At 36.8% G+C, this 24,700-nt stretch carries 32 protein-coding genes; 8 read left to right on the top strand and 24 right to left on the bottom strand.

Going from position 1 to position 24,700, the window contains the following annotated elements; all coding sequences use genetic code 11:
- Window positions 1-171 precede the first annotated feature (171 nt).
- Window positions 172-591: a GNAT family N-acetyltransferase gene (locus BDR01S_RS20655; protein ID WP_066254108.1), complete on the bottom strand. Its 420-nt coding sequence runs from the start codon at window positions 589-591 to the stop codon at window positions 172-174.
- A 346-nt stretch (window positions 592-937) separates the two neighbouring features.
- On the opposite strand from BDR01S_RS20655, the gene BDR01S_RS20660 reads away from it, so the two are divergent.
- A complete protein-coding gene (locus BDR01S_RS20660) occupies window positions 938-1,696 on the top strand; it encodes a hypothetical protein (RefSeq protein WP_066254105.1) in 759 nt (252 codons plus the stop codon).
- 277 nt (window positions 1,697-1,973) lie between these two features.
- Here BDR01S_RS20660 and BDR01S_RS20665 read toward each other — a convergent pair whose 3' ends face one another.
- Both BDR01S_RS20665 and BDR01S_RS20670 read right to left on the bottom strand, forming a co-directional pair.
- Entirely contained in the window at window positions 1,974-2,459 is a 486-nt protein-coding gene (locus BDR01S_RS20665; protein ID WP_066254102.1) for a DinB family protein, read from the bottom strand.
- A 204-nt stretch (window positions 2,460-2,663) separates the two neighbouring features.
- Window positions 2,664-2,861, bottom strand: a complete 198-nt coding sequence (locus BDR01S_RS20670; protein ID WP_066254100.1) for a hypothetical protein — start codon at window positions 2,859-2,861, stop codon at window positions 2,664-2,666.
- 338 nt (window positions 2,862-3,199) lie between these two features.
- Between BDR01S_RS20670 and BDR01S_RS20675 the strand changes: the two genes are divergently transcribed.
- Complete coding sequence (locus tag BDR01S_RS20675) at window positions 3,200-3,643, top strand: exosporium protein C (protein WP_066254098.1); 444 nt, start codon at window positions 3,200-3,202, stop codon at window positions 3,641-3,643.
- 285 nt (window positions 3,644-3,928) lie between these two features.
- Here BDR01S_RS20675 and BDR01S_RS20680 read toward each other — a convergent pair whose 3' ends face one another.
- The 4 genes from BDR01S_RS20680 to BDR01S_RS20690 all read right to left on the bottom strand — a co-directional run bounded on the left by BDR01S_RS20680 (window position 3,929) and on the right by BDR01S_RS20690 (window position 5,839).
- On the bottom strand, window positions 3,929-4,132 hold the full coding sequence (locus BDR01S_RS20680; protein WP_066254096.1) for a hypothetical protein: 204 nt from the start codon (window positions 4,130-4,132) through the stop codon (window positions 3,929-3,931).
- Between the two features lie 206 nt (window positions 4,133-4,338).
- Window positions 4,339-4,806 (bottom strand): VOC family protein, encoded by a 468-nt coding sequence (locus tag BDR01S_RS20685; protein ID WP_066254092.1) that lies wholly within the window; start codon window positions 4,804-4,806, stop codon window positions 4,339-4,341.
- A gap of 64 nt (window positions 4,807-4,870) precedes the next feature.
- Window positions 4,871-5,044, bottom strand: a complete 174-nt coding sequence (locus BDR01S_RS25895) for a hypothetical protein (RefSeq protein WP_169801466.1) — start codon at window positions 5,042-5,044, stop codon at window positions 4,871-4,873.
- A gap of 180 nt (window positions 5,045-5,224) precedes the next feature.
- A complete protein-coding gene (locus tag BDR01S_RS20690) occupies window positions 5,225-5,839 on the bottom strand; it encodes a hypothetical protein (protein WP_066254089.1) in 615 nt (204 codons plus the stop codon).
- 377 nt (window positions 5,840-6,216) lie between these two features.
- On the opposite strand from BDR01S_RS20690, the gene BDR01S_RS20695 reads away from it, so the two are divergent.
- Window positions 6,217-6,933 (top strand): HoxN/HupN/NixA family nickel/cobalt transporter, encoded by a 717-nt coding sequence (locus BDR01S_RS20695; RefSeq protein WP_066254087.1) that lies wholly within the window; start codon window positions 6,217-6,219, stop codon window positions 6,931-6,933.
- A 390-nt stretch (window positions 6,934-7,323) separates the two neighbouring features.
- On the opposite strand, the gene BDR01S_RS20700 is transcribed toward BDR01S_RS20695, so the two are convergent.
- From BDR01S_RS20700 to BDR01S_RS20745, 10 genes are all read right to left on the bottom strand, one after another.
- Window positions 7,324-7,650 carry an antibiotic biosynthesis monooxygenase family protein gene (locus tag BDR01S_RS20700; protein ID WP_066254084.1) on the bottom strand — a complete coding sequence of 109 codons (327 nt, stop codon included), beginning with the start codon at window positions 7,648-7,650 and terminating at the stop codon, window positions 7,324-7,326.
- Between the two features lie 193 nt (window positions 7,651-7,843).
- Window positions 7,844-8,503: a phosphatase PAP2 family protein gene (locus tag BDR01S_RS20705; protein ID WP_066254081.1), complete on the bottom strand. Its 660-nt coding sequence runs from the start codon at window positions 8,501-8,503 to the stop codon at window positions 7,844-7,846.
- Window positions 8,504-8,674: 171 nt separating this feature from the next.
- Window positions 8,675-9,868: an MGDG synthase family glycosyltransferase gene (locus tag BDR01S_RS20710; protein ID WP_066254078.1), complete on the bottom strand. Its 1,194-nt coding sequence runs from the start codon at window positions 9,866-9,868 to the stop codon at window positions 8,675-8,677.
- 121 nt (window positions 9,869-9,989) lie between these two features.
- Window positions 9,990-10,589: an undecaprenyl phosphate transporter UptA gene (gene uptA / locus BDR01S_RS20715; protein WP_066254075.1), complete on the bottom strand. Its 600-nt coding sequence runs from the start codon at window positions 10,587-10,589 to the stop codon at window positions 9,990-9,992.
- An 80-nt stretch (window positions 10,590-10,669) separates the two neighbouring features.
- Window positions 10,670-11,356: a response regulator transcription factor gene (locus tag BDR01S_RS20720; protein ID WP_066254072.1), complete on the bottom strand. Its 687-nt coding sequence runs from the start codon at window positions 11,354-11,356 to the stop codon at window positions 10,670-10,672.
- Window positions 11,353-12,810, bottom strand: a complete 1,458-nt coding sequence (locus BDR01S_RS20725) for a sensor histidine kinase (RefSeq protein WP_066254069.1) — start codon at window positions 12,808-12,810, stop codon at window positions 11,353-11,355. Before BDR01S_RS20725 ends, BDR01S_RS20720 begins: the two co-directional genes overlap by 4 nt.
- A gap of 19 nt (window positions 12,811-12,829) precedes the next feature.
- Window positions 12,830-13,564: an ABC transporter permease gene (locus BDR01S_RS20730; protein ID WP_066254067.1), complete on the bottom strand. Its 735-nt coding sequence runs from the start codon at window positions 13,562-13,564 to the stop codon at window positions 12,830-12,832.
- Entirely contained in the window at window positions 13,545-14,288 is a 744-nt protein-coding gene (locus tag BDR01S_RS20735; protein ID WP_066254063.1) for an ABC transporter ATP-binding protein, read from the bottom strand. The genes BDR01S_RS20730 and BDR01S_RS20735 overlap by 20 nt, the downstream gene beginning before the upstream one ends.
- A 117-nt stretch (window positions 14,289-14,405) precedes the next feature.
- Window positions 14,406-15,305, bottom strand: coding sequence for a hypothetical protein (locus BDR01S_RS20740; protein ID WP_066254060.1), 900 nt, complete (start codon window positions 15,303-15,305; stop codon window positions 14,406-14,408).
- Window positions 15,306-15,507: 202 nt separating this feature from the next.
- Window positions 15,508-16,383 (bottom strand): LysR family transcriptional regulator, encoded by an 876-nt coding sequence (locus tag BDR01S_RS20745; protein ID WP_066254058.1) that lies wholly within the window; start codon window positions 16,381-16,383, stop codon window positions 15,508-15,510.
- Between the two features lie 247 nt (window positions 16,384-16,630).
- Between BDR01S_RS20745 and BDR01S_RS20750 the strand changes: the two genes are divergently transcribed.
- The 3 genes from BDR01S_RS20750 to BDR01S_RS26535 all read left to right on the top strand — a co-directional run bounded on the left by BDR01S_RS20750 (window position 16,631) and on the right by BDR01S_RS26535 (window position 18,164).
- Entirely contained in the window at window positions 16,631-17,254 is a 624-nt protein-coding gene (locus tag BDR01S_RS20750) for a chromate transporter (protein ID WP_066254055.1), read from the top strand.
- A gap of 14 nt (window positions 17,255-17,268) precedes the next feature.
- Entirely contained in the window at window positions 17,269-17,811 is a 543-nt protein-coding gene (locus BDR01S_RS20755; RefSeq protein WP_066254052.1) for a chromate transporter, read from the top strand.
- Window positions 17,812-18,035: 224 nt separating this feature from the next.
- Window positions 18,036-18,164, top strand: coding sequence for a hypothetical protein (locus tag BDR01S_RS26535; RefSeq protein ID WP_268874701.1), 129 nt, complete (start codon window positions 18,036-18,038; stop codon window positions 18,162-18,164).
- 233 nt (window positions 18,165-18,397) lie between these two features.
- Here BDR01S_RS26535 and BDR01S_RS25900 read toward each other — a convergent pair whose 3' ends face one another.
- Window positions 18,398-18,568, bottom strand: coding sequence for a hypothetical protein (locus BDR01S_RS25900; protein WP_157412973.1), 171 nt, complete (start codon window positions 18,566-18,568; stop codon window positions 18,398-18,400).
- A 153-nt stretch (window positions 18,569-18,721) separates the two neighbouring features.
- Between BDR01S_RS25900 and BDR01S_RS20760 the strand changes: the two genes are divergently transcribed.
- Complete coding sequence (locus BDR01S_RS20760; RefSeq protein WP_066254050.1) at window positions 18,722-19,093, top strand: VOC family protein; 372 nt, start codon at window positions 18,722-18,724, stop codon at window positions 19,091-19,093.
- Window positions 19,094-19,275: 182 nt separating this feature from the next.
- On the opposite strand, the gene BDR01S_RS20765 is transcribed toward BDR01S_RS20760, so the two are convergent.
- The 4 genes from BDR01S_RS20765 to BDR01S_RS20780 form a co-directional block, all read right to left on the bottom strand.
- Window positions 19,276-19,902: a class I SAM-dependent methyltransferase gene (locus BDR01S_RS20765; protein ID WP_066254048.1), complete on the bottom strand. Its 627-nt coding sequence runs from the start codon at window positions 19,900-19,902 to the stop codon at window positions 19,276-19,278.
- A gap of 95 nt (window positions 19,903-19,997) precedes the next feature.
- Window positions 19,998-20,132: a BA3454 family stress response protein gene (locus tag BDR01S_RS20770; protein ID WP_066254046.1), complete on the bottom strand. Its 135-nt coding sequence runs from the start codon at window positions 20,130-20,132 to the stop codon at window positions 19,998-20,000.
- 72 nt (window positions 20,133-20,204) lie between these two features.
- Window positions 20,205-20,600 (bottom strand): transcriptional regulator SpxA, encoded by a 396-nt coding sequence (gene spxA / locus BDR01S_RS20775; protein ID WP_066254036.1) that lies wholly within the window; start codon window positions 20,598-20,600, stop codon window positions 20,205-20,207.
- A 201-nt stretch (window positions 20,601-20,801) separates the two neighbouring features.
- Window positions 20,802-21,371 (bottom strand): dihydrofolate reductase family protein, encoded by a 570-nt coding sequence (locus tag BDR01S_RS20780; protein WP_066254033.1) that lies wholly within the window; start codon window positions 21,369-21,371, stop codon window positions 20,802-20,804.
- 291 nt (window positions 21,372-21,662) lie between these two features.
- Here BDR01S_RS20780 and BDR01S_RS20785 point away from each other — a divergent pair, with 291 nt between their 5' ends.
- Entirely contained in the window at window positions 21,663-22,886 is a 1,224-nt protein-coding gene (locus BDR01S_RS20785) for a S53 family peptidase (RefSeq protein ID WP_157406225.1), read from the top strand.
- Window positions 22,887-23,032: 146 nt separating this feature from the next.
- On the opposite strand, the gene BDR01S_RS20790 is transcribed toward BDR01S_RS20785, so the two are convergent.
- Window positions 23,033-23,275 carry a hypothetical protein gene (locus BDR01S_RS20790; protein WP_066254027.1) on the bottom strand — a complete coding sequence of 81 codons (243 nt, stop codon included), beginning with the start codon at window positions 23,273-23,275 and terminating at the stop codon, window positions 23,033-23,035.
- Between the two features lie 167 nt (window positions 23,276-23,442).
- The gene (gene norA / locus BDR01S_RS20795) at window positions 23,443-24,636 is read right to left on the bottom strand and encodes a multidrug efflux MFS transporter NorA (RefSeq protein ID WP_066254024.1); all 1,194 of its coding nucleotides are present in this window, start codon (window positions 24,634-24,636) and stop codon (window positions 23,443-23,445) included.
- Window positions 24,637-24,700 lie beyond the last annotated feature (64 nt).

The following is a 24,700-nucleotide window of genomic DNA, read 5'->3' on the forward strand; positions in this document are numbered from 1 at the left end:
ATTAGTTTAAGTGTATCTTTTCACATATTTAAAAAGCAGTTTGTCTGAATATCTTTTAAATAGACACAAGAAAAAGAGTTGCAGAAGTTACTCCTTGTCAACTCTTGCATGTGTTAATTTAGCAATATTAATTCCACTTAACAGACCAACCTAATTTTAAATCTATTATGTCTATTTTTTTGAAATTACAGTAAACATCCCTGTCATATTGGGTGAGAAGTCTTTAAAATCATATCTCTCATAGAACGATTCTTTGCCTTGTGATGCAAACAAACCAATAAACGCCTTATCTGGGGCATTAATATTTAAGTATTCAACCAAAAGATTCATTATTTCATTTCCAATACCATTTTTCTGATAATCTGGATGAACCACTATATCTTGGATATAGAAATAAATAGCCCCATCGCCAACAATTCTTCCCATACCCACAATTTGTTCATTATCCTTGACTGTGATGCAGTGAATAGAATTTCTTAGTGATGTTTCCGCTACTTCAAAATTCATATAATTGGTCCATCCCACAGACTCACACAAATATTTGTATTCTTCCAATGTGGGAATATTATTTTCAATCTTATATTCTTTCAAAATGTTTCCTCCAATGCTTCAAATTTCACCAATAAATATATATTCGACATCATTTTATTTACTCCTCTTCATGTGCTAACCTGACCCGTTACTTCAATAAGAAAGCATTACCGTTATTCCAGTAATGCTACCCGATAGTTTAAGTACAATATTTCACAATCTTGCTTTTAAAAAAAGAAAAAAGCAGACGACTAGTAAATTTAAGTATTCACAATATGTGCCTTATAAACTAAATTAATAGTGGTACACTTGAGGTAAAGTTCTATTAAAAAAGGAGCTTAGAAATCACTACTTATATCTAAATAAGTTATAATAATAAAAAAAATATTTTTGAGGTGAATAGGCATTGGATTTTTATTCAAGTTCAGACCAACAAGTAGAAAAAGCTGATGATGAAGAATATATAGAAAGAGATTACGCTACTAGACACAAAGCAGAAAGGGTACCGGAAGAAAGAGGATATAAACAATGGATTATGGGAAGGAAAAAGAAAAAAGTAGATGAAGGGAGAGAAGCAGGAGTATATTCGCCATCAAGATCCAGATCGTCAAATAAGAAAAAGAAAGGAAAAATGTTTTCATTAAATCTAGTCTTTAAAATATTTGTAGTAGCAGCTGTTTGTTTCAACTTCAAATTCATTTGGAACTTTATGAAAGATCCTATTGGAAATTTTACGGTTTATCATACATTATTTGTACTTGGAATATGTGCAGGTATTAATTTTATTGCAGTTTGGATTCTGATTTATAAAAGTTCATTTATAAGATTTTATCTTTCCTTATTTGCAATTTTAGGATCGTATGGGTATTACTTCTACGTAAATTACACTAATCACTCCTTTATGGGGAATAACATCAAAACTTCGTTGCTTGTTATGATATCAGTTTTGATGGTCATTAATCCTAAAGTAAATTATTACCTGAAAAGCATCGTACTTCTGTTGATACCGATTATAGGAATATATTTAAGTGGTAATAAATTCGCACTTGTATGGGCTTTATTGTTGAGTGCGGGATTTGTACTATTATTTAGAGTGTCTAAATCAAGAACAAAATCAAATAAAAAGGATGGTCGATCAAGAAGAAACCAAAAGCAAACAGCTTAATATTTATTATTTGGAAATTAAAAAATGCTGGTTATGGCAGTATATTCATTGAATGAAAATAAGCCGAAAATTTACAAGTGGTGAAATAACTTGTATATTTTCGGCTTATAAAATTTTAAAAATGGAAGAAAAGCAGCCGTTACTTTAAGTACAATTCTTGACAAACTCATATTGCCCCACAAAACTGAATCCCCAGAACAACAAGGAAAAGTTGATTCTTAATAAATTATCACACCCATTAAAATACAGAAACCGACTAAATTAATTTCTATTTGAATTATTTATTGGAATAAGAGGAAAGACCCCGACCAATAAGGTTTGCAGAAACAGGCTTTTTTCCGATTTCCCTTGCCCAAATTGATAATTGTCCTATATGGTGAATTTCATGAGCAATGGTATGTCGCATGATTTCACCCCAAGTATCCGTCACAATTCTTCCATCTGGTAAGGTATCGTAAAATAAACGATTTTCCATACTAGCATCCCAGTTGTTCACAAAGTTTTCCACTTCTAAATGAAATTCAGCGTCCAATTTTCGAACCTTATTCAAGCTTTTATAACCATCGAAACTCTCCTGAAAGTCAGTTTTACCTTGTAAGACACGTATCCAGCTCCATTCGGCATCAACAATATGGAAAAGTGTATGCAATATACTTCCCATTCCACCCGTTCGGTTTTGAAGAAGTTCTTCTTCACTTAAATCTTCACACCAACGATACCAGTCTTCTCTTACCATCCAGTTATATCTAAAAAAAATCTGCAAAAAAGCCCCTCCCCATTAGAAAATTATTGAACTGTAAAAATACTATAAGTGCAACTCTCAACATTGTTAAATATTACTATTTCTATAAATATAGATTGAATTCCTTCTTCAACTATCCTGCTCGTTAGTTAAACAAGAAAAAAAGCAGCCCCTATGACTACTCTAATCATCGTACGTTCTTAATATATCATAAAAGAGAAAATCTTAAGTCTGTAAATTATTATTTTCCTGGTCAGCAGATTGGCTAAAAAAATCATTTAAAAGCCGTTCGTACAACTTAGTCTTTTTTGGTATGTTATACAATTCTTTATTTCCGTCTAATTTTATTTGTAATGCTCCTGTTTCAGTGTTTAGCCATAAACGGTAATCCCCCAACTTATATAAATGTTTACTATTTTCCATCTAATCCTCTCCCCAGTAAATAACTCCAAATAAACCTTATATTACCACAAATATCAAAATCTTTCTTCCACTAAACTGCACCTTTAGCACAATAAGAAAAAGCTGCCTAATTGACAGTTGGATCTTCAATTCTTGCACCCGTTACTTTAACAAGTTTCTTCTTTTTTATTGTATATAACAAATGGGCTTATTTTTTTGTAACATCAACAAAAACATCTTAGGAAAAGAAAGTTTTTTATCCTTTAAGGCAATAAAAACCCAATATTATTAACTGTTTGTCCAATCTAACTCTCACTTAACCACATACTTTATATTATAAAAATCAAGGGGGTGAAATAATGTTTCGTATTATTGATTATCAAGCAACAGAACCAATTCTTAAAGTTAACAATAATAACCCATTTGCTATTCCTCATTCTCCTAAACGTATTGTACTAGCATCTATCCGTATAACTGTACCTCGAAGGGATGCAAATAAAAATCGTGTAGAATTAATTGCGACAGTAGGCGTTCGGGGGGTAAGTGGTACATCACAAATTTTATTTAAGATCTTTCGTGATGGAAAAGAAATCTTTAGAGCTCAAGAGGGAGTAGAATCGGATACTACATCAGAGGTTAATTATATTGTGACATTCCAAGCTATTGATATGAATGTAGGACAGGGAACACATCTTTATCAATTGACCGCTGAAAATATTACAAATGGCACAGAAGCAGCTGTTGTAGGACCAATCTCGTTTAGTGGTTTAGCAGTAGCTCGTGATGACTGGGATCGTGATTGATAGTTCAAACACAGCCCTAGACTTCTAATAATCGAAGGCTATTCTATACCCCTTTTCTTAAGGGGTATAGTTTTTTATTTAAGTCTCTTAATCGATTGGATAATTGAAACATTATATTGTCCCAGCCAATTCAACTAAACTGCCACGTTAGCTTAAGTGTATTCCTTCACAATGTAACTTTTCTGTAAATTTAAAATATAAAACAAAGGGAATTGCTTAAATATCCACATAAAAAAGAGCGACCATTTCAGCCACTCTTAACTTATCCTTTAAATTTATCTATTACTACGGACAATTTTCACAGTAGTAAATTCCATCTATTTTATCCTTCCTTAATTCCTCATATAGGAACAACTGGCTACAGCATCCGCACTTAATCAACTCATCAGCACAATCTTCGCATGCTTTCCACTCATAGCTTGTATCTAGGATGTTATTTTCTTCGAAATAGTAGTTACAAAAGTCACATCGTACATTCTTATCACCCATAAAATACCTCCCCTTTTATTAAGTGGCTTCAAGTATTACTTTATTCTACTGGCTCTGTTAAATAATTATGTTGATTTTTAAGTAAAAAGAAAACAGCCAGAAAAATCTAGCTGTTCTTCCTAAAATTTAACTTTCTCTTATTTAACTAACGCACCCGATTAGTTTAAGTGCAATTCTTCACAATCTAAGAGAAATGGGGTTTTCATTTATTTCAATTTACTACTGACTAAATTCTCCCAGTCTTCAAATGACAGCTTTTCCGCAATATGTTTTAATTCACGAGGAACTTCAACATAACACATCAATTCTAAACTATTTCCATCTGGGTCATCAAAGTAAACCGAAGCATTTCCTTGATTTGGTCTTACAAAAGGCTCAATCGAAGTTCTTCTTCCAAAAGGTACAGGTTCAACTTGGATGGATTCAAGCCATTTTACAGACTCTTTTAAATCCTCATATGTGACTCGAAAAGCAATATGTCTTAAAGAAGGGTGGTATGGAGTTTGGTACTCCTTCGCTTCCCACAATCCTAACCAGCTTTTGCCTTCTTCTATCCAAAAGAATGCGGTGTCTTCATCACGCCAAGCTAACTTCAAACCTAATTTTCGGTAAAATTCAATTGAAACTTCTAAACTTTTTACAGGTAAATGTGCTTCATATAGCCCCTTTATCATTTCTCCCATCCCTTTGTCTGTAGAATTTATGTACTTCAAATTTTATTTTAAAAGAATCTCTTCTTCAACAATCCTGCTTCTTTAGTCGAATAAGAAAAAGACCGCAGTAGCGATCACTTACTTTATCTTCTGCACCTGTTAGCCATCCATGAAGCGGAAAAAACCAACGCTTCAGCATAGAGACTGAAAATATATTGAACTGTCCAAACTGGTTTTTAATCCAGTCAATCCAATACATAAATCATTGAATTGTGGCTCTCTCCATTTTTTTAAACCGAAAGTGACTGGTCTTCTTTGGTATTGTTTTTTCAGTGTTAGAGAGGTTTATTTTCTTGGTAGTTCAATTACCTATAACCAAAAAAGGGACCGCCTATCGGTCCTTTTTCTATTCAAAGAATCTTCCTTCTGGAGTCATAATCTACTTATATAAACAAAGTGAAGTATAAAAATGTTCTCTTATATTGTACTTTTCCGCGTGTTCCTTCACCATTTCCCCAATGTAACCAGGTACATTCGTGAAAAATTGAACTGTTTCCTCTTCTTCATATTTAGGTATTCCCTCATAAGGACCATGTAATATGGAGTAAGAAACCAAAGCACTTAACGGAATATAATGTTCCTCGCTATATTCAATCATCTTTTTTTTTAGATTTTCATTCAGTTGTACCATAAATTGCTTTGACTTTACATTTTCCTTGATCGGTTCACTCATATTCTTGAAATATTCGGAAACTATGTAGCCAATCAAAACATTCTTTTTTATTTCATAATCTTCTGCCAGTTTATTGACTCTTTTGAGCAGTCCTTCATTAGCCGTTAATACAAAATGGTAAGGTTCTAACGTAATTTCCTTTTTTAATTGTTCTATCTTTGACAGAGTAGGAGGATTTTTTAGAAGTTTGGTTAACCCGAAAAGGATTGTTCCAGATTTAGAAATTCCTAAATTTTTAGCTGCTATTTCTATTTGCTCATTCGCTCCCGTTGATAATCTGATACTTAATTTATTTGTTTTACCTCTATTTAATTTTGGCATTTGCTGATCTCCTTCCGTGCTATGTAATACGAAAAACCACCTAAGAATATGTTTAATAGATTAAAGATTCTCGATAAAATTTCAAAATTCCTTCTTCAATTATCCTGCCACGTTAGCTGAATAAGAAAAAGCATTACCGGTATGTATGTAATGCAGAAGTTAGTTGAAGAAGGAGATTTATGTACACTGACTTGTCACTAAAAGTTACAACTAGAATTTCTTCCGTTTTCATTAACTAGTTTACTGATCATGTAAAAATATTAAGTTAATTCTGTGTTATTATTATTTAATAAACGCTTAATAGAACTGTTCGTTCTATTGTTGAATGGTTCTGGCTTTATTTAGTTATTAATATACTATTTACGGGAGGAAAAATAATGGAGATTGGTTTTCTATCAATTCTAGCCTTAGGATTTGTTCTTGGTATCAAGCACGCAATCGAGCCAGACCATGTGATTGCTGTGTCTACTATTGCAAGTCAAAGTAAAAAATTACTTCGCTCGTCTTTAGCAGGAGTATTCTGGGGAATAGGTCATACTGCCACATTATTTATTATTGGAATTATTCTTATTCTTATGAAAGGTGAAATACCAGAAAAATGGGCAATGTCTTTAGAGTTTTTAGTCGGTATTATGCTTGTTTACCTTGGTACTACAACTATACTTTCATTTAAAAATATCCACGTTCATCAGCATGAACACGATGAGGAAGAACATAAACATGTCCACTCACATTTACATAGTGGTAAACATGAGCATAAACACCAACATAAAAATGTTTCATATTTAAAATCCTTAGTGATTGGCTTAGTTCATGGTCTTGCTGGAAGTGGAGCTATGGTTCTATTAACTATGAGTACGGTTAAAAGTGTTTGGGAAGCGGCTGTTTATATCCTTATATTCGGTGTAGGAACAATTATTGGAATGCTTTTCTTTACTACAATTATAGGGATTCCATTTGTTTTTAGTACCAAAAAAGTAAGACTGAACAAAACACTTACCCAAATAACAGGCGTCATTAGTATAATGTTTGGGATATTTTATATGTACAACCTAGGAGTAACTGAAGGATTATTTAAACTTTGGATACAGTAGTTTAATTGTTAGAGAGATGGATTTTTCCATCTCTCTCTTCAATTATCCTGCTTGGTTAGCTCAATAAGAAAAGCCGCCAAAATTGGCGGCTGAATATTCAACTTTACTAAACATAATCCAGTATGATTGCGAGCATATAAATAAGCGGAAAAATTCCGGCTAAATTGGGAAATACCCATATTTCCTTAAAAATAAGGGGAGTTTTTCCGTTTATATTATCCAAATCTTTGGATTTTGTCTTATTTAGAGCAGTTAATCGGAATATCTCCGCTTATTTCCGCTCCTTAAGGTTCCCCTAAATTCATTAGCAGGAAATTCTCCGCTTAAGAATTCTTATATTGAGTACCAACTATTGCACCCGTAAATTTAAGAAGGCAAATAAAGAAATTATTACATTTCAAAAAAGTTTTGTCTTTCGACTTTGCTCACTCGGAGGGCAAAACCTTGGTACCAAATGGATTTCCCTTTTTCTTGTGCCACTTTGTGAGCAGCGTTTTCTTTCCACTTTTTAATCGATTCTAAAGAATCCCAGTAGGAAACGGTGATCCCAAGCGCATCGTCACGAGCACTTTCAACCCCTAAAAACCCTTTTTGCTTTGATGCCAACTCAACCATTTTATCCGCCATTTCACCGTAACCATTGTTACCTTCAGTACGCTGTGAAGAAAATATCACCGCATAATAAGGTGGTTCTGGAGTATTTGCATAAACACTCATATTTCGATACCCCCATTTTTATATAATTCAGTAATTTTCCACCTTTTTATTTTAAATTCATCAACAAAAAATGACTATCAAATTCATACAAATTGATAGCCATTTTATCTTCAAATTTGAAATTTTGAAGGGTTTTTTTACAATTTAGGTAATTTCCAAAAGACCATGGAGAAGGTTCTTGCTTTATTTGAAGTTAACTACGTTTTAATTTTTTGTTATATCGTTTTTCTTTATAATATTGGAAAAACCAAATGGCAACGGCTAACCAGAATCCACTTGCTAAATAACCGCCAATGATATCGCTGGGATAATGAACCCCTAAATAAATTCGACTAATTCCAATAGCTAGAATCATCACAGTACTAATGCAGATTAACAAACTCCTTCCCCACCTACTTGGAATATGACGCCAGAGCAAGAAGGAAATGGTCACATAAACAGTAAACGCATTCATGGCATGGCCGCTTGGGAAACTGTACCCCGAAATATCGATGAGACGATGAAAATTGGGACGGATTCTATGAAAAACCTGTTTCAAAATTTGGTTTAAAACGGCTGAGCCAATAATGGCTGAAATAAGGAAAATTAATTCTAACCGATGATGCAAAACCTTTTTAAGAAAGATGATTAATAGGATAATGATGACGATCACAACCGGCGTCGAACCAATAAAAGTGAATAATTTCATCACTTTAGTTAACAAGGGTGATTCGAGTCCTTGAATGGCTGCTATGATATTGCGATCAAAATCAATAATTTTATGGTCACTTATGAACAACGACGTAAGGGCGAAACCGACTACACAGACTAAACTAATGATGAAAGCGATCAATAGGTGGGTTTTTAGATTCATAAAATGGTCCTCTCAAACAATTTGTAATTGGGACTGTCGATAATAGTGTGATAAGTAAATAGGACCATTATTCATTCTTTAAATCAGGAAGCTCCTCTTTTTTCGTTTTCGTCAAACAGAGGACTAAGATTACTATCGTTAAAAGGAAGATGGCACTCGTCATTATCCTATTTAAACGCTTTGCCTCATCGGCATCGTTATAAAAGCATTCTTTTGCTCGTATACCTGGTTTTTTATCTGAATAATGACATCAAGCGCATCAACAGAAGATGTTTTGGATTGATACTGTCTTGCCATTTGTTGCATCCTGGTTAATAATTCCAAGTTCTTTGTTACACCTTCAATTTTCCCAATTAAATCGTGGTCATTTTCAGCCAAAAGCGCTAATCCGGCATCCACTAAGAACTGGGCATTGTCTTCTTCCTGGCCTGGAAGTGGATGATAAAGTAATAACGGGAGCTCCATCGCCAGTGCCTCTGACGTTGTGACACCCCCGGGTTTCGAAATCATTAAATCAGACATTGCCATCAACTCATGTATATTTTCGCTATAACCAAGAAGGAGAATATGATGCTTGGTGTTTCTAATCTCTTCCTCCAGTTGATTTCTTAATTTCTTATTTCTGCCGCAAACAATGATCAATTGAATGGGGGAGGAAAGATTCTCTAAAACCTGAAAGGTCGATATCCCCTTTCCGATAAAGCCCTCTCCTCCACCCATAACCAGGAGTGTAAACTGGGAAGGGTTCAACTGATATTTCTTAGCGAGGCACTCTCGGGACTGTGTATTGATAAATTTTTTAAGGACAGGGATACCTGAATGGTTAATTTTATGGCCTTCTATTCCTAAAGAAACCAGGCGGTCCTTTACCTGCTTGGATCCCACAATATAGTGATCTGTAAAAGGATAGATCCAATACGAATGGTCAGTGTAATCAGTCATAATCGTTACAGCTGGTATGTTGACTAATCCATGTTCTTTTAGTTTAGACATGATTCCAGCAGCAAATGGGTACGTACTTACGACCACGGTAGGTTGGATTTTTTCAATCACTTCAAGCATTGAACTCATTCCTAGCGTAAAAAAGGTATTTAACTTTACAGAGAAAGGGCTTTTTTCACGTGTTCTATTATATAAATAGCTGTACACTTGAGGAAACTTTTTAATCACTCGATTGTAAAAGTAATGACTGATGGGAAACAGGTAGGGATGCAGCCACTCCATGATATCGATTGTAATGGGCTCAACATGTGGAAGTGTAAATTGGATGGCTTCACTAAGTGCATTGGCTACTTGTTTATGCCCGTCTCCAAATGAGGCAGATAAAATGAGAATTTTATCTTTCTTTTCAGCATTCATCTCCATACCATCTCCTCCACCAATTCCATTGATGTTTACAGCCTAATAGTAAACTAGTAGCCTTAAGACAGAATGAAAAAAAGATTAAAAAATTGTTAAATTGCATCCTTTAAAACAATGAAGTCTTCTATTTCTTTTCATTTTTTTTCCCTTTCCATTTATAAATGACATACCCAATGGTAAAAAGAATCGCGATCATGATGGCTGGTGTAACATAGGGCTTTGCTGCCTGATTAATTTGCTCCCATTTCGTTCCCAAGGTCATCCCTAGATAAAGAAAAAGAATTGACCATGGAATAATCGCTACAACCGTATAAAGACTGAACTTGGCAAACGACATACGAGCAATCCCCGCAGGAATCGAAATGGCGTGCCTTACAACAGGAATAAACCGTGCTGTAAAAATAACGCCTGATCCATATTTGCTAAACCATTGCTGGGCAAGATCGATATGATGCGGCTGAATCAATATATACTTTCCGTACTTATTAAGGAATGGTCTTCCCCCATAACGGCCCAGCCAGTATAAAAACCATTGTGCTATGAGACCGCCGATTGTTCCTGCAATCACTGCTCCAATGAATGAGATCTTTCCAATCGAAACTAAATAACCGCCATATGCCAATACGATTTCACTTGGGATGACTTCTACCATTAAACCAAGGGCAATTCCTATGTAGCCAAGACTTGAAAGCAAATCAAAGATGGATTGAATAAAATGTGACATACTCTACCTACCCTTTTTAAGATTTTCTATTGTTGCTTTAAAAACTAAGACAAAAAGCTAGTCGAACCGTTCCCCCTGCGTCACCCTTTGAACCGGTAGCCGGCGCCCCATACGGTTTCGATGTATTGGGGATTGGAGGGGTCGGATTCGATTTTTTCACGAATTTTTCGAATATGGACGGTTACGGTTGAAATTTCACCCAAGGAATCATAGCCCCATAGCTTTTCAAATAATTGTTCCTTGCTGAACACACGATTCGGATTAAGGGCTAAAAAGGTGAGGACATCAAATTCCTTTGTTGTGATAACCACCTCTTGGTTATTTACATAAACCCGTCTTGGGGCCTGATCAATCCGCAGACCCCGGATCATAATACTGTCACTTTGGGGTTCCTTTCCAATAAGTCGTTGATACCGAGAGAGATGCGCCTTTACCCTTGCGACCAATTCACTTGGGCTAAAGGGCTTGACAATATAATCATCTGCCCCCAATCCTAAACCACGGATTTTATCAATGTCTTCTTTTTTGGCTGAAACCAAAAGGACTGGAATATCCTTTTCGGCTCGGATTGCTTTGCAAATTTGAAAGCCATCAACCCCTGGCAGCATCAGATCGAGCAGCACCAAGTCGACCTCCTCGCTTAACGCCTTTTGTAGGCCGTCATCACCTGTGAAAGCAATCTCAACCGAAAAACCGTCAATTTCTAAGTAATCCCGCTCAAGTTCTGCGATACTTATATCATCTTCTATGATTAAAATTCGTTTCATATCTTCTCACCCGCTTTATTTAACGTAAAAGAAATTGTTGTTCCTTGCCCTTGCCTGCTTTCTGCCCAGATGGAGCCATGATGTTCTTCGATAATTCTCTTGGAAATCGATAAGCCGAGTCCACTTCCACCCTTTTCCGTGCCGCGCGCCGTATCCACGCGATAAAAGCGGTCAAAGATGATCGATAAATTCTCTTCCGCAATTCCTGGGCCATTGTCCGTCATCTTGAACAGAACCTCATCATCTCTTGTCGATAAATGAAACGAAAGCAACTTGTCAGCTCTATCAATATACTTCAACGAATTGTCGACAATATTGGTAATCACCCGTTTCAAATGCTCACGGTCCCCCATGATGAGATACTCGCCTTTGTCTATATTTAGCGCAATTTCAACCCGTTTTTCCTCTAGAGCAAAGCGGAGCTCCTCCACAAAATCCTGGAGGTAGTGATCAAAATGAATAGTTTCAAAATGAAACGGCAACCGCTGCAAGTCTAATTTAGAGTATAAAAAGAGTTCATCAATCATATGATCCAATTCATTGGATTTCGAATGAATCGTTTGCATGTACCGGTCGATTTTTTCAGGGCTGTTAGCGACACCGTCCCTAATCCCTTCCACATATCCTTTAATGGTCGTAATCGGCGTTTTTAAATCATGAGAAATATTGGCGATCAGTTCTTTGCGATTTTCCTCATAGGCGAGCTGCGTTTCAATTGATTCTTTTAACCTGACTCTCATTTCTTCAAATCCTTGAGCAAGCTGCCCCATTTCATCCTTGGATGTTACCGGAATGGGAAGTGTCAGATCGCCTTCTTTCATCCGTTTGGCAGCCCTTTGTAACCCACGAATCGGCCGGATGATGCTTCTCGACACATAGTAAGTCAACAATCCATTCGTGCCGATTAAAACAATGATCAACCCAATAAATAATATCGGGAACGAGGTACGGACAAATTTAGCAAAACTGCTGGCATCCGTTACAAAGAACAATGAACCCTCTGCCCCGTCAGGATAGAAAAAATCAAGTTTTTTTATCGAGACAAATTGATGATCAATTCGTTCGACTGGATCCACTTCGCCGAAAAAACCGAATGGCGGCAGTTCATCCATTTCCAATCCTTTTAATTTGGAGGGTACATAAATCATTTGCTGTCCTTTTCTTACGGCTAATGAGGTACCGCCTGTTTTATTTAATTGACTGTCAATTTTCTGTAAATAGGTTTGATCCAAAAATGTTCCAGGATTCTTCATGGTTTCCTTGTGCAGATCAATCAATAATTGATTTCTTTCCGTGATATGATTTGAGTGCTCCGGTGCCATGTAGATGTTTCGCAATTCTTTCATATCCCCTCTAAAAAGTAAGGCCACTAAAAGTGCAGATAAGCAGACAAATATAATGGGCACGAGAATCATGGCGAGATTAGATAATAAAAGTCTTAAACGAATGGACATCGAAACACTACTTTCTTCATTAAAATTCTTTTTGACTAAACTTATAGTATCCTAGTGTGAAGAATAATGCACAAAAAGATACAAGATAAAGGCTTCTGCCGAAGGTTGCGACATTCAACCCATTATTAATCCAGCGTTGATACCAGTTGCTATCGTATACCGGCAGCCATGCGGCAATGGTTGGAACTAGATACGTTAGGACAACCATTACTAAGTAAAGAAGTATCGAAAAGGTTAACGCCTTGCTGCTTGAGCCAACCCATTGTGCAAGGAAGACCAAGAGGATTCCCATGGCCATTAATGGAAACCAGGATAACAAAAATGATAATATACCTACTGCCAAGCCACTGAAGGTGAAGTTCTCCAGCCAAATGGCTCCTGTAATTAATGACGAAAAACAGACAACGAGTAAAAGAGTCAATAAATAGATGCCCGTACAGACAATCTTGGAAGTGAACAGCTTGAACCGTGAGAGCGGCCTGACAAGCAGGAAGGATAGTGTCTTTTGCTCTTGCTCCCCTGCAAACAGATCACTGACGCAAAGTGCCAGTAATAATGGCAGGTAAAAGGTGACGGCTAAACTTAAGATCACAAGTGGGAAAGACTCTCCGTCAAAGGCGGTAAAGCCAAACTTGCTTTGCATCATTTGAATAGCAGGTCCGACAAGTAAAGGGAATAAGGCTGAGAGGCATAACAAGACAATCGTTGATTTTTTTCGTACTAATTTGGTCCACTCATTTTGTAAGTTCAGCATCTTGGTTCACTTCCTTTCCTTTCCTAATTTTGCTCATATAAAAGGACTCAAAGGTTTGCCCTTCTTCTAATTGATTTCTCGCCACTTCTCCAATAATTTTCCCCTTTGACAAGATCGCGATTCGATTACATAAACGCTCCACTTCATCGATCAAATGAGTGGAGAGGATGAACGTGACACCTTCCTCTTTTGCCAACCGGCTAATCAGTTCTTGAAAATCAAGTTTCCCCTCAATATCGAGCCCGTTCGTTGGCTCGTCTAAGATCACCAAAGTCGGGTTGGAGAGTAAAGCAGCTGCCAAATATAACCTCTGCCGCATTCCCGTTGAAAAGGATTTCACCTTTTCATGCTTATGTTCCTCCATTCCAACCCACTGTAGTACCTCGTCTAATCTCCCTTTTTCAAGAGATGGATACAGTCGCGATACTACTTGAAGATTTTCATAAGCGGTTAAAAAATCAAACGCCTCCACCCCGCTGATGAGTGTTCCAACCGATTGCATCGCTTGTTCAAATTGTTCCTTGACATGATACCCATTAATCGAAATCTCTCCCTGATCGGGGCGGCATAATGCCACGATACACTTCATCAGCGTTGTTTTTCCGGCACCGTTTGGTCCTAACAGCCCGAAGATTTCACCCTGTTCGATGGAAAAACTAATATTTTCAACACCACGTCCATTTTTATATTGCTTCGTAACGTTTTGCACTTCAAGAACCGGCACACAGCTCACTCCTTTATACAGTAGTTTTATCTAAACAAGCTTCCTGCTTGTAATATTCAAATTTTAGAAACAAGAGCAGAGGAAAAGTCCCCCTGCCTCGTTGTTTATTTTTGCAAATTAATCTTCATGCCTATCATGCTTTTCTTTGACGGTGACAACTTTTTTGCCTTTCAAATCAACGCTTGAAACTTTGGCCTGATTTAACTGATCAAATTTGTTTGCAAGCTTTAAAACAAGGTCATGGTGTGTTCCATTTACATCATCACCGGAAACATAAATCGTAGCTTCTTGGCCGACTAAGTATTCACTCTTATCCACTGCACCGTTTAGGACGACACGGGATACGTTTATGTTATTTTTCAGTTGTGGAAGCTGTGGTTTTAGATCAGCAAACTGCAGGGAACCAAATTTTTCCTTTTCGACATGATCCTTCTGTTGGTCGATATTCTTAAGGAAGAAGGACACAACCGCCTGTCCAACGGCAGGTATTTGATTTTTAGAAAGATCAAGCTCTAATTCTGTTTTTCCATTGGCGCCATTTTTCGTGATAATCTTGTCTTGATAATTTTTTGTAACCGCATCAAAGATGGCTTCTACATCTTTTTGCATTTGTGGTGAGATGTTTTCATCTTTATGTTCTCTTCGGTTAGACTCTTTCTTATCTTCTTTTTCTTGTTTGACATAGTAGTTTTCATCCTTGCTGCTCTTCACGACCGTTTGATCGGCCTTTGAAAAATAATCTACCTTTGTCGTTTTACCGCCATTTGTCACACTGACGGAACTATTACCGGATTCATCCTTTACATTAAGGGTGTTCAAGGAATCCACCTGATAAATCTCCTTACCGTTATCCGTTAATGATGCGGTGGTATGGGCAGTAAAACTGTCGATCGTGTGTGTTTTCTTCACGGCCGTTTTGAACAGGTCGTATCCAGATGTGGACGCAGATGCAGATAAAACACCTCCTGCCATTAATAATCCACTAATGCCCGCAACAGCTAGCACTTTCTTATTCATTGACGTTCCTCCTCCAACTATATTAATGGTACAGAATCATCATAGACAAATACCCTAAACTGCCTATTAATGAAATATTAAAAGTTTCTTAAATCTACTCATGTATCCGGTTAAGTTTGGAAAAACATTAGCCACAATGCATTGTGTACCTAGGACAATTTATTAAAAAAAAACTCGCCGATTGGCGAGCCGTTAGCTTATTCTATTCCCCGATAAATTCCAAAAATTGTGTAACGGTCATTTTATTGAATCGCTGATGCTTTTTGACAAGCCATAAATCTCTCAAAATTGTTACTCCGGAAATATCGACACTCCGTAATGTCCCTTGTTCCAATTCTCTGGCTACCGTCAATCTTGGCAGGATACTAATCCCTAGTCCTGCTTCTACAGCACTTTTTATCGCCTGGGTACTCCCTAACTCCATATAACTATCAATTTTCTCTAGTACCCCATACTCCCTTAATGTGTTTTCTACAATAAGTCGTGTTCCTGAAATGGATTCACGCCAAATCATCATTTCATCTGCCAGCTCTTCCATGCTGATCTGTTCTCTCCATATGTGGTCAGGCGAACAAATGAGGATAAGCTCATCGTCTGCAAATTTTTCGACGATAAAATCATTGTTTTCAACGATCCCTTCAACCAAAGCCAAGTCGATCACATCATTGGCTAAATCCTCGATCACACTTGGTGTATTTTTAATGGTTAACGATACTTTTATTTCAGGCTTTTGTTTTTTAAAGCGACCCAACAAGCTTGGCAATAAATATTCCCCGATGGTAAAAGAGGCACCCACGTGAAGGTTGGTATTATACTCTCCCGTGACTTGTTTAATTAGTTCTTTGGAACGATTGAAGTCATTAATAATCGTTTTTGCAAATGGATATAACATTCTTCCCGTTTCGGTTACCTTCATCTTTCCGTCCGTACGATCAAATAACAAGGTGCCATAAACGTTTTCTAATTGATGAATTTGTCTCGTTACAGCAGGCTGTGATACATAACTTAATCTTGCTGCTTGACTGATACTGCCTTCATCTACAACTAAACAAAACATCTTTAAACTCTCTATGTTCAACTGAATGACCCTCCTAACCATAATAGGGATTCGTAACTAGTATATATCATTAACAAAGCTGATGGACTTACTTGGTATAACGAATTGTTATAGCCTATAAATTTGTTGCAATTTACCCTAACGCCATCTTTTGATAACCTAATAGATAGATAAACTCATAAATTTTACAATACACTATTGTTTCCTCAGATTGGAATGCATAATCAAAAATATCAAATATACCTGCAAGTAAGAAAGAAGGATCTCCATGAAAAAACAATGGAAATTACTGTTTCAAATCTTCTGGACTTTTTTCAAAATTAGCCCGGTAACCTTTGGCGGTGGCTACGCCATGATCCCGTTAATCGAAAAAGAAATAGTAGAAAAGAGAAAGTGGTTGAGTAGTGAAGATGTGACCGACGTGTTTGCCTTATCCCAAACCGTGCCCGGTGCAGTTGCAATTAATTCAGCCTCCTTTATTGGACAGCGAATAGGCGGAATCAAAGGGGCACTGGCCGCCATGCTTGGTGTTTCGTTACCAACTTTTATGATCGTTCTCTGCCTAGGAATCTTCTACTCTTTTATCCATGATAATCCAAAGTTAGAAGCGGCTTTTGTAGCCATTAGGGCGACTATTGTGGCAATCATTGTTTATGCTGCTATTAAAACAGCTAAAACCGCCATTGTCGATAAAACTACTCTTTGCATCATGCTCGTTGGGGTACCTGTCCTGTTCTTCATTCATCCAATCCTAGCTATTTTTTTGGGAGCATTAACAGGAATTTTAGCCATTTCGATTAAGAAGAGGATCGGACATAAAACCGAATTGGAACAACATAAAGAAACAGATCCAACCCAAAATCTCGATTACTTTATGGGGGCAGGAATATAGGAGGATAGCCAGTTATGGTACTATGGGAACTATTTAAGACATTTTTTATCATGGGATTTGCCTCATTTGGAGGGGGATATACGATGATTCCTCTCATTGAAAAAGCTGTCACCGATTATGGATGGATGACAGCAGAAAAATTAACGAATATGATTGCGATTGCTGGAATGGCTCCAGGTCCGATCGCTACCAATAGTGCGATTCTGGTTGGTTATGCCGCAGGCGGCTACATGGGAGCTATCATCGCAGCGATTGGTATCCTGTTGCCTTCAATCATCCTCGTGATCGTGGTGGCAACTTTTTTTATTAAGGTGCATCATAATCCCACTGTTCACTCGATGTTTTATGGATTAAAACCCATTGTGGCTAGTTTAATCATCTATGCTGCAATAAGGTTTGCCTTATCAAATAATCTGATTTCCCTTCATTTCAATTTTCATTCTGTAAGTTTATTACTCATTTTTGGATTATCATTATTTGCCCTATTAAAACTCCGCTGGCATCCACTCTATGTCATTATGCTGTCTGGATTAGTGGGGGTCGCTCTCTACTCCTGATAAGGACTTTGTAATATAAGGTTAGCCAGATTTTTGGGGTTGCTTTTAGCGGAATAGAATATCATGGAGAACAGCTAAAAATATAAATGCTGCTAGTCTCATCTTTAATTTTTCATTTGAAAAAAATTTGAGGATTAGTGAAACTAAACTGAAATAATTTGAGGAAATTGCAGAAAATACCTTATGTACCATTTTGATAATTCATGCTGAATTGGAGGCTATACATGATGCAGGAAAACAAGAAAGATACCGTTAATATCCTATCCCACGACGCCGTTGTCGGAAAACCGTACCTGGACATCGACCGCGTCATCCCCGAAGGCAAATCAGGAAACGCAAACCTCAAGAAATAGGTGGGTGGTGTCAGGTACCATGGTGCCTGACACCACTGAATATATATTGAATACCTATGGAAACCAAAGTTAAGGATAATACCATAAAATATGAGGCTACTAACTATACGAAATACAGAAAGCTTTTCAATTCCCAAGCCGAAAATGTCAATGAATGTATTTATTAAAACAATGATAATAAAATCACTTCTTTTGTCCAATGAGCGAAACCTTTTGAAAGATGTTTGTTTATATTAATGATGTTCCAGGAATTTAATGACTGACCGAATAGACCTAACAAGAATTGGTCCGATTAATTCTGCTATATCAAAAAAAAGATCAAGGAATTCCCACCATATGGATTCCTTTCCTTCTTCTTTTCTTTTAGCTCTGCGGGCTTTTTTTCTCTCTTTAAAGGTATTCACCATACTCTCCCCCATCTTGTATTCTTTATTACATATATCATTTTTGTGGAAATTTTGAAATAATCCATGTCTACTTTAATAATATGGTAAATGTTGAGAATTTAAAAGCACTCATTTATAGTATTAATAGATAAGTTAAAAGGAGGAGTACATATGAACCTAGGAGCTTTTTCTGTGAGTTTAAATGTAAAAGACATTCATCAATCCAAGTCATTCTACGAAACACTGGGTTTTCAAGCTTTTGGTGGAGACATTAGTCAAAATTGGCTTATTATGAAGAATGAAAATTGCATCATTGGGCTATTCCAAGGAATGTTTGAAAAGAACATTCTGACCTTTAATCCAGGATGGAATGCAAATGCCGAAAATCTTGAATCGTTTACGGACATTCGAGACCTGCAAAAACAACTCAAAGCTGAAGGAATAAAAATGCTGACTGAAGCAAATGAAACAAAAGAGGGACCCGCACATTTTATCATTGGAGATCCAGATGGGAATCAAATTCTATTCGATCAGCATCGATGAAAAAAGGTGCATTAATCCGTTTCTAGATTAATGCACCTTTTAGTTCAAGGATTTGAACTACCCCTTTCCTATAAAGGGTTTTTCGATTTATAAAGCCCGTCTGTGAATAATTAATCACTGAAAAGGACTTTATGAACAGTTTATAACGACCTTCGGATTCTATTAATTGTTAATGGTAACTATTATTCTTTTTGACATTTTACCATTAAAAATTTAAATGGAGGCTTTTTTTCCATATTCTTATGTGGCTCAACTATTTCCGAAATTTCTATCAAACCATAATTCCCAAATTCTTGTTTTATTGAGTCTGAATCATAAAAAAACATTTTAACCCCTTCCATTATCTCGAAATAGTCTTTACCGAGTGGTTTGCCCTTTCCAAACATTGGGGCTTCTTTTGAAATAGTAGTAAAAATCATATATCCGCCTGGCTTTAACTGATTATAGCAATCGCTAATAAACTTTTCTCTTTCACGGCTATTCAATAAGTGAATAAGTGCATAACAAAATATCCCATCATAAAGTTTGTTATCAAAAGGCATATCGGTTACTGAACCATGAAAAATATTAATATCAAGCCCATTTTGCCTGGCCAATTCAATCGCTGTGTTTGAAATCTCAATACCTGTTACATTTATTCCGTTATCAATAAAAACCTTCGCATTTCTACCATATCCAGTACCAGGAAGCAATATATCCTTTACTTTCTTTTCAAGAAAAAAGTCATTTGTTAAGATTGCGGAGTCTGAAGGTTCAAATCCCCACATCATTTGATTTTCTATAAAACTTGATTCCCAGAATTCTGTCATACCTCAGGACTCCTTTACAAATATTGGCTCTCTTTCTTTAAAATCTGCTGTTTTTAATAAGTATAGGCTATATTGCTATGGCTAAGCCGATTTATTTAAATATTCCACTGTTTTTTGACTTGTGCTTCTGCAATCCGTTTAATTTTTTCAAATGGCATTTCTTTTTCCGCTATGACATTGGTATGGTATTTCCGATCTTTATAATTTACTGTCACGAAAACTTCAATCATCAGTTATTCCTCCTTTAAAAAACATATATATTAGCGTTATAGTTTTAACTTTATAGACTAAACATTTTGCCCTTAATTAGCCTCTTTTTGCAATTCATTGTACAAATAGTTTCGAATTCTACGGGGTAGAAAACTACGAATTTCGTCCTCGTTATATCCAACCTGTAATCTTTTTTCGTCCAATATAATTGGCCTGCGCACCATTTTAGGATGCTCCATGATTAATTGATACAATTCATTAAGCGGAAGAGATTCAATATCTACGTTTAATTCTTGGAACGCCTTTGAATTCGTTGAAATAATCTCGTTCGTCCCCTCTTCTGTCATCCGAAGAATCGATTTAATCTCATCGACTGTAAAAGGCTGAGATAAGATGTTTCTTTCAATAAACTCAATTTGATGCTCTTCAAGCCAAGCTTTCGCTTTTCGGCAAGACCCACAGCTCGGTGTCGTATATACAGTTACCATACTTTACACTCTCCTTAGTGTATATTGGCAAGAATATTTAAATGTAATAATAAAATTTACAGTTAGTATACTGTAAATTTAATCGTTACAGTTCGTTTTGTCAATAGGCAAGAATTGGTTTGATATCAAATGTATGCAGTTTACTATCTAGTTTTTCCTTATGATATTTGTTGCATTTTATCTTTGGAATATGAAATATTATTAATTCCCATTCAACTCATAAATTAGTTGCACAACGCCGGAGGAGAACGTTTTTGTATTAACCATTTTTAAATTCAACCTTTGTTTTATATCAATAAATAACGGTTTTCCTTTTCCAAGAATAACAGGGTGTACAGATAATCTATATTCATCAACAAGCCCTAAATTGATAAAAGATGTAATAAGACTTGCTCCGCCATATAACCATATGTCTTTACCAGGCTTATTCTTTAATTTATTTACTTCTTCAAGAATATTATCATTTATGAATATTGCTTTATTATCAGTCACTTTTTGTGTTCTGGAAAACACATATTTTTCTTTACTATGAACTAATTCCCAAATTTCTTTTTCAATAACATTATTTTCATTTTCAGGAGTAAATTGTCCCCATAAATCGTAGCTTTTTCTTCCATATAAGATTGCATCAATTTGATTCAAGAAATTTATAAACCCCATCTCAGAGTCCATAATACACCAATCAACTTCCCCATTTATCCCTTCAATAAAACCATCTAAAGTAACTGCTAAATCTAAAATTATTTTCCTTGGTCTTACGTTATTGGACATAATTCTTCATCCCTTTAATCATTTAGATATAGTTTCTTCCGCCAAAGTTATTTATATTATTAATTGATCCGTTTCTTAAATAAGAAAATGCATTGCCTCGTTTTTAAAGTATCTCACCCGTTAGCTTAAGTGCAATACTTAACAAACTTCTAATCAAACTGTTCTAATTCTCTAGGTTCCTCAGATAAACCGAAGCACATTTTGTTCCCCCTGTGTACAAGCCGTTTCCTTCCTCTTTTTAAAGAGTATTTTATACTAAAAATCTATTCTTTTGAAATGAGGAATATTAATTTGAGTAGTTTTGATCCACAGAATATACCGCAGGAGGTTTTGGATTTAATCGCCAAACCACCGAACAGGATTAAACCGGGGGCAACATCATCAGTGCCCGAGGGGATTTCCCCTCAGCAGATCCGGCGCATTTATGAGATTGAACCGTTGATCAGGAGTGGCATCACCGGGAAGGGGCAGAGTGTAGCCATCGTTGTTGCGAACCATAACCCCACCGCACAATATGATTTGGAAGTCTTCAGCAATCAGTTTGGACTACCCCGTCCGAATCTCAATGTCATTTTCGCTACAGGGACACAACCACCGACGATCGATCCAGAATGGACCTTCGAAACCGCCATCGACACGCAGTGGGTTCACGCCCTTGCTCCGGACGCCACAATCTACCTCGTGGAAGCCGCTTCTGCCCATTTTCTTGACCTTCTCTTCGCCGTAGACGTCGCGTCAAATATTCCCGGAGTCAGGGTCGTCTCGATGAGCTGGTTTATCCCTGAGGTTTCTTTTGAGGGAATATTCGACTTCCATTTCCAACATCCCGGAATTGTTTATGTAGCCGCATCTGGTGACTCCGGCGGGTTGACTGTTTATCCCTCAGCTTCCCCGTTCGTTCTGTCCGTTGGCGGGACAAGCTTGGTTTTCAACTCGAAAGGGAAGTTTCTTGGTGAAACGGGCTGGTCAGGCTCCGGGGGCGGTCCCAGCCAATTCGAGCCTGAGCCGAACTACCAAATTGGGTTTGTTCCCGGAACCGGCGGCACCAGGGGCACTCCGGACGTTTCCTTAAACGCTGACCCTGCCACAGGTGTTTCCGTTTTCACTAGTTCTCCGACCCCAGCTGGTGTTACCGGGTGGCTTACTGCTGGCGGCACCAGTGTGTCTGCGCCGTGCTGGGCAGCCATCATCGCACTGGCCGACCAGATTCGAAAGGTGCCCCTGACAGATGGACACCAAGAGCTCTACAATCTTGCCAAGGGCTCGCAGTACGCCAGAAATTACAACGACATTACCGTCGGCACAGCCGGATCGTTCAGCTGCATACCCGGTTGGGACTTTGTTACTGGACTGGGGACTCCTCGGGCGAATCATCTTGTAAGGGCATTGGGCAGAGACCATGACCCAGATAATGATGAATCAGAGGATTTTGAAGAAAGTTCTTCAGAGGATGAATCAAGTTCAGTTCATGGACATCACCAGCATCATGACCGTGATGAGTCAAGTTCTGATTAGGGACACTATATTATCACGACCACTCTTAAAAAATAAAGATAATATAAAGACTAGCTTAAAAATCAAAATGCTAGTCTTTTTTATTATTTGAATATTTGAATTCCCTCTTCAAGTAACCTGCCCCATTAGCTTAATAACATTTTGAACTAATCACTAAAATCTTTAAATAGCGTTTCTATTTCTTTAACATCATAAAAGTCCCCATCGCTGATGAATTTTTCAATTTCTACTGTACCATCCTCCATAAACTCAACTTCCCACCGTTGACCAGGCACAGCAATTTCAACCATAATAGCTTCATTTCTAACTTTATTTAGCTTATAAAATATATTACTTTCTTCTAATTTATTAAGGAAATGAATTAACTCCTTAAGCCCCACCAAAACCATCCCCCTTATTGGGTAATTTACAGTTTATATTCTAAATCCTTATTGAACTATCCTGCTTCGTTAGTTCAACAAGAAAAAGCTGCCTCAATGACAGCTCTGATCTTAAACTCAAGCACCCTTTAGTTTAAGTACAATATTTCACAATTTTCGTCTATATTTCAATTTGATTAATTAGCTACACTAGCCTTCACTTCGTTTGAAGAATCATTTGTTTGCTTCTTCCAGAACACTGTAATAACTATTCCCAGAGATAGTATCACAGTGGCAAGGTAGTAAGGGTAGTCGATATCTATATCAAATAATATACCCCCTAAAATTGGTCCACAAATGTTCGCTAAACTTGTAAACATAGAGTTCATTCCACCAACGAAACCTTGTTCGTTCCCGGCGATATTTGAAAGGTATGAAGTAACTGCTGGTCGGAATAAATCGAATCCTACAAAAACAAAAAATGTAACAAGTAAAATAGAGAAATATGAATGAACAACGGTCATTAAAAAGACAAGTAAGGCTGATAATATTAAGCTGTATCGAATCAGTTTAATTTCACCCCAAATTCGTGTAAGTCTATCAAATAATATGACTTGTGAAACTGCACCAAAAATTGCACCGCCTGTGATAACAATGGCTATATCGGATGGTATAAATTGAAATTTGTGGTCCACAAATAGACTAAAGAACGATTCAAAAGCTGCTAAACCAAATGAGGCAATAAAAATTAAAATAAACGCAAGGAAATATTTTGGTGCAATAATACGTTTGAAGCCATTCTTACCATCTGAGACTTGTTCTTTATTATCTTCATTACGATTCGGCTCAGATAATAAAATAATAGAAAGTATAGCCGCAATTGTACCAAGTGCTCCTGCAAAGAAGAATGGTATACGTGTTCCAAATCCCGCTAAGAATCCACCAATACCAGGACCTATAATAAATCCTGTACTAATTGCAGCTGACATATAACCGAGTGCTTTAGGGCGAGTATCAAGATTTGTAATATCAGCAATAAAAGCTGTAACTGCTGGCATTATGAACGCAGCACTAACCCCTCCTAGAATACGAGAAATAAATAACATTTCGATTTCTCTGCCGATCCCAAATAAAAATTCTGAGATGCCGAAAATAAATAAGCCAATTACAATCATAATTTTTCTGCCGAATATATCTGCTGCTTTCCCTGCAAATGGTGAAACAATCAATTGAGCAATTGCAAACGCTGCTGTTAAATAACCAACTGTGGTTCCAGTTATGCCTAATTCATTCATCAGGGTAGGTAAGACTGGAATTACTAAACCAATACCCAAAAAGGCGATGAATAAATTCATCAATAATAATCCTAAGGTGACTTTATGAGTCTTCATTTTTTACATTCTCCTTAACAATACTAATTACTCCAAACTACCTTGTATTGTCTATCATTTATTT

The organism is Neobacillus drentensis NBRC 102427 (assembly GCF_001591445.1).
GTDB classification, from domain to species: Bacteria; Bacillota; Bacilli; order Bacillales; family Cytobacillaceae; genus Neobacillus; species Neobacillus drentensis.

Coding starts and splice junctions, on each gene's coding strand:
- BDR01S_RS25895 (WP_169801466.1), bottom strand. CDS start 5,044: ATGTATTGGATTGACTGGATTAAAAACCAGTTTGGACAGTTCAATATA.
- BDR01S_RS20710 (WP_066254078.1), bottom strand. CDS start 9,868: ATGGAGATGAATGCTGAAAAGAAAGATAAAATTCTCATTTTATCTGCC.
- BDR01S_RS20750 (WP_066254055.1), top strand. CDS start 16,631: ATGAAAAAACAATGGAAATTACTGTTTCAAATCTTCTGGACTTTTTTC.
- BDR01S_RS20765 (WP_066254048.1), bottom strand. CDS start 19,902: ATGACAGAATTCTGGGAATCAAGTTTTATAGAAAATCAAATGATGTGG.
- BDR01S_RS20690 (WP_066254089.1), bottom strand. CDS start 5,839: ATGCCAAAATTAAATAGAGGTAAAACAAATAAATTAAGTATCAGATTA.
- BDR01S_RS20705 (WP_066254081.1), bottom strand. CDS start 8,503: ATGAATCTAAAAACCCACCTATTGATCGCTTTCATCATTAGTTTAGTC.
- BDR01S_RS20740 (WP_066254060.1), bottom strand. CDS start 15,305: ATGAATAAGAAAGTGCTAGCTGTTGCGGGCATTAGTGGATTATTAATG.
- BDR01S_RS20670 (WP_066254100.1), bottom strand. CDS start 2,861: ATGGAAAATAGTAAACATTTATATAAGTTGGGGGATTACCGTTTATGG.
- BDR01S_RS20760 (WP_066254050.1), top strand. CDS start 18,722: ATGAACCTAGGAGCTTTTTCTGTGAGTTTAAATGTAAAAGACATTCAT.
- BDR01S_RS20675 (WP_066254098.1), top strand. CDS start 3,200: ATGTTTCGTATTATTGATTATCAAGCAACAGAACCAATTCTTAAAGTT.
- BDR01S_RS20790 (WP_066254027.1), bottom strand. CDS start 23,275: ATGGTTTTGGTGGGGCTTAAGGAGTTAATTCATTTCCTTAATAAATTA.
- BDR01S_RS20695 (WP_066254087.1), top strand. CDS start 6,217: ATGGAGATTGGTTTTCTATCAATTCTAGCCTTAGGATTTGTTCTTGGT.
- BDR01S_RS20755 (WP_066254052.1), top strand. CDS start 17,269: ATGGTACTATGGGAACTATTTAAGACATTTTTTATCATGGGATTTGCC.
- norA (WP_066254024.1), bottom strand. CDS start 24,636: ATGAAGACTCATAAAGTCACCTTAGGATTATTATTGATGAATTTATTC.
- BDR01S_RS20720 (WP_066254072.1), bottom strand. CDS start 11,356: ATGAAACGAATTTTAATCATAGAAGATGATATAAGTATCGCAGAACTT.
- BDR01S_RS20730 (WP_066254067.1), bottom strand. CDS start 13,564: ATGCTGAACTTACAAAATGAGTGGACCAAATTAGTACGAAAAAAATCA.
- BDR01S_RS26535 (WP_268874701.1), top strand. CDS start 18,036: ATGATGCAGGAAAACAAGAAAGATACCGTTAATATCCTATCCCACGAC.
- uptA (WP_066254075.1), bottom strand. CDS start 10,589: ATGTCACATTTTATTCAATCCATCTTTGATTTGCTTTCAAGTCTTGGC.
- BDR01S_RS20680 (WP_066254096.1), bottom strand. CDS start 4,132: ATGGGTGATAAGAATGTACGATGTGACTTTTGTAACTACTATTTCGAA.
- BDR01S_RS20700 (WP_066254084.1), bottom strand. CDS start 7,650: ATGAGTGTTTATGCAAATACTCCAGAACCACCTTATTATGCGGTGATA.
- BDR01S_RS20725 (WP_066254069.1), bottom strand. CDS start 12,810: ATGTCCATTCGTTTAAGACTTTTATTATCTAATCTCGCCATGATTCTC.
- BDR01S_RS20685 (WP_066254092.1), bottom strand. CDS start 4,806: ATGATAAAGGGGCTATATGAAGCACATTTACCTGTAAAAAGTTTAGAA.
- BDR01S_RS20780 (WP_066254033.1), bottom strand. CDS start 21,371: ATGTCCAATAACGTAAGACCAAGGAAAATAATTTTAGATTTAGCAGTT.
- spxA (WP_066254036.1), bottom strand. CDS start 20,600: ATGGTAACTGTATATACGACACCGAGCTGTGGGTCTTGCCGAAAAGCG.
- BDR01S_RS20770 (WP_066254046.1), bottom strand. CDS start 20,132: ATGATTGAAGTTTTCGTGACAGTAAATTATAAAGATCGGAAATACCAT.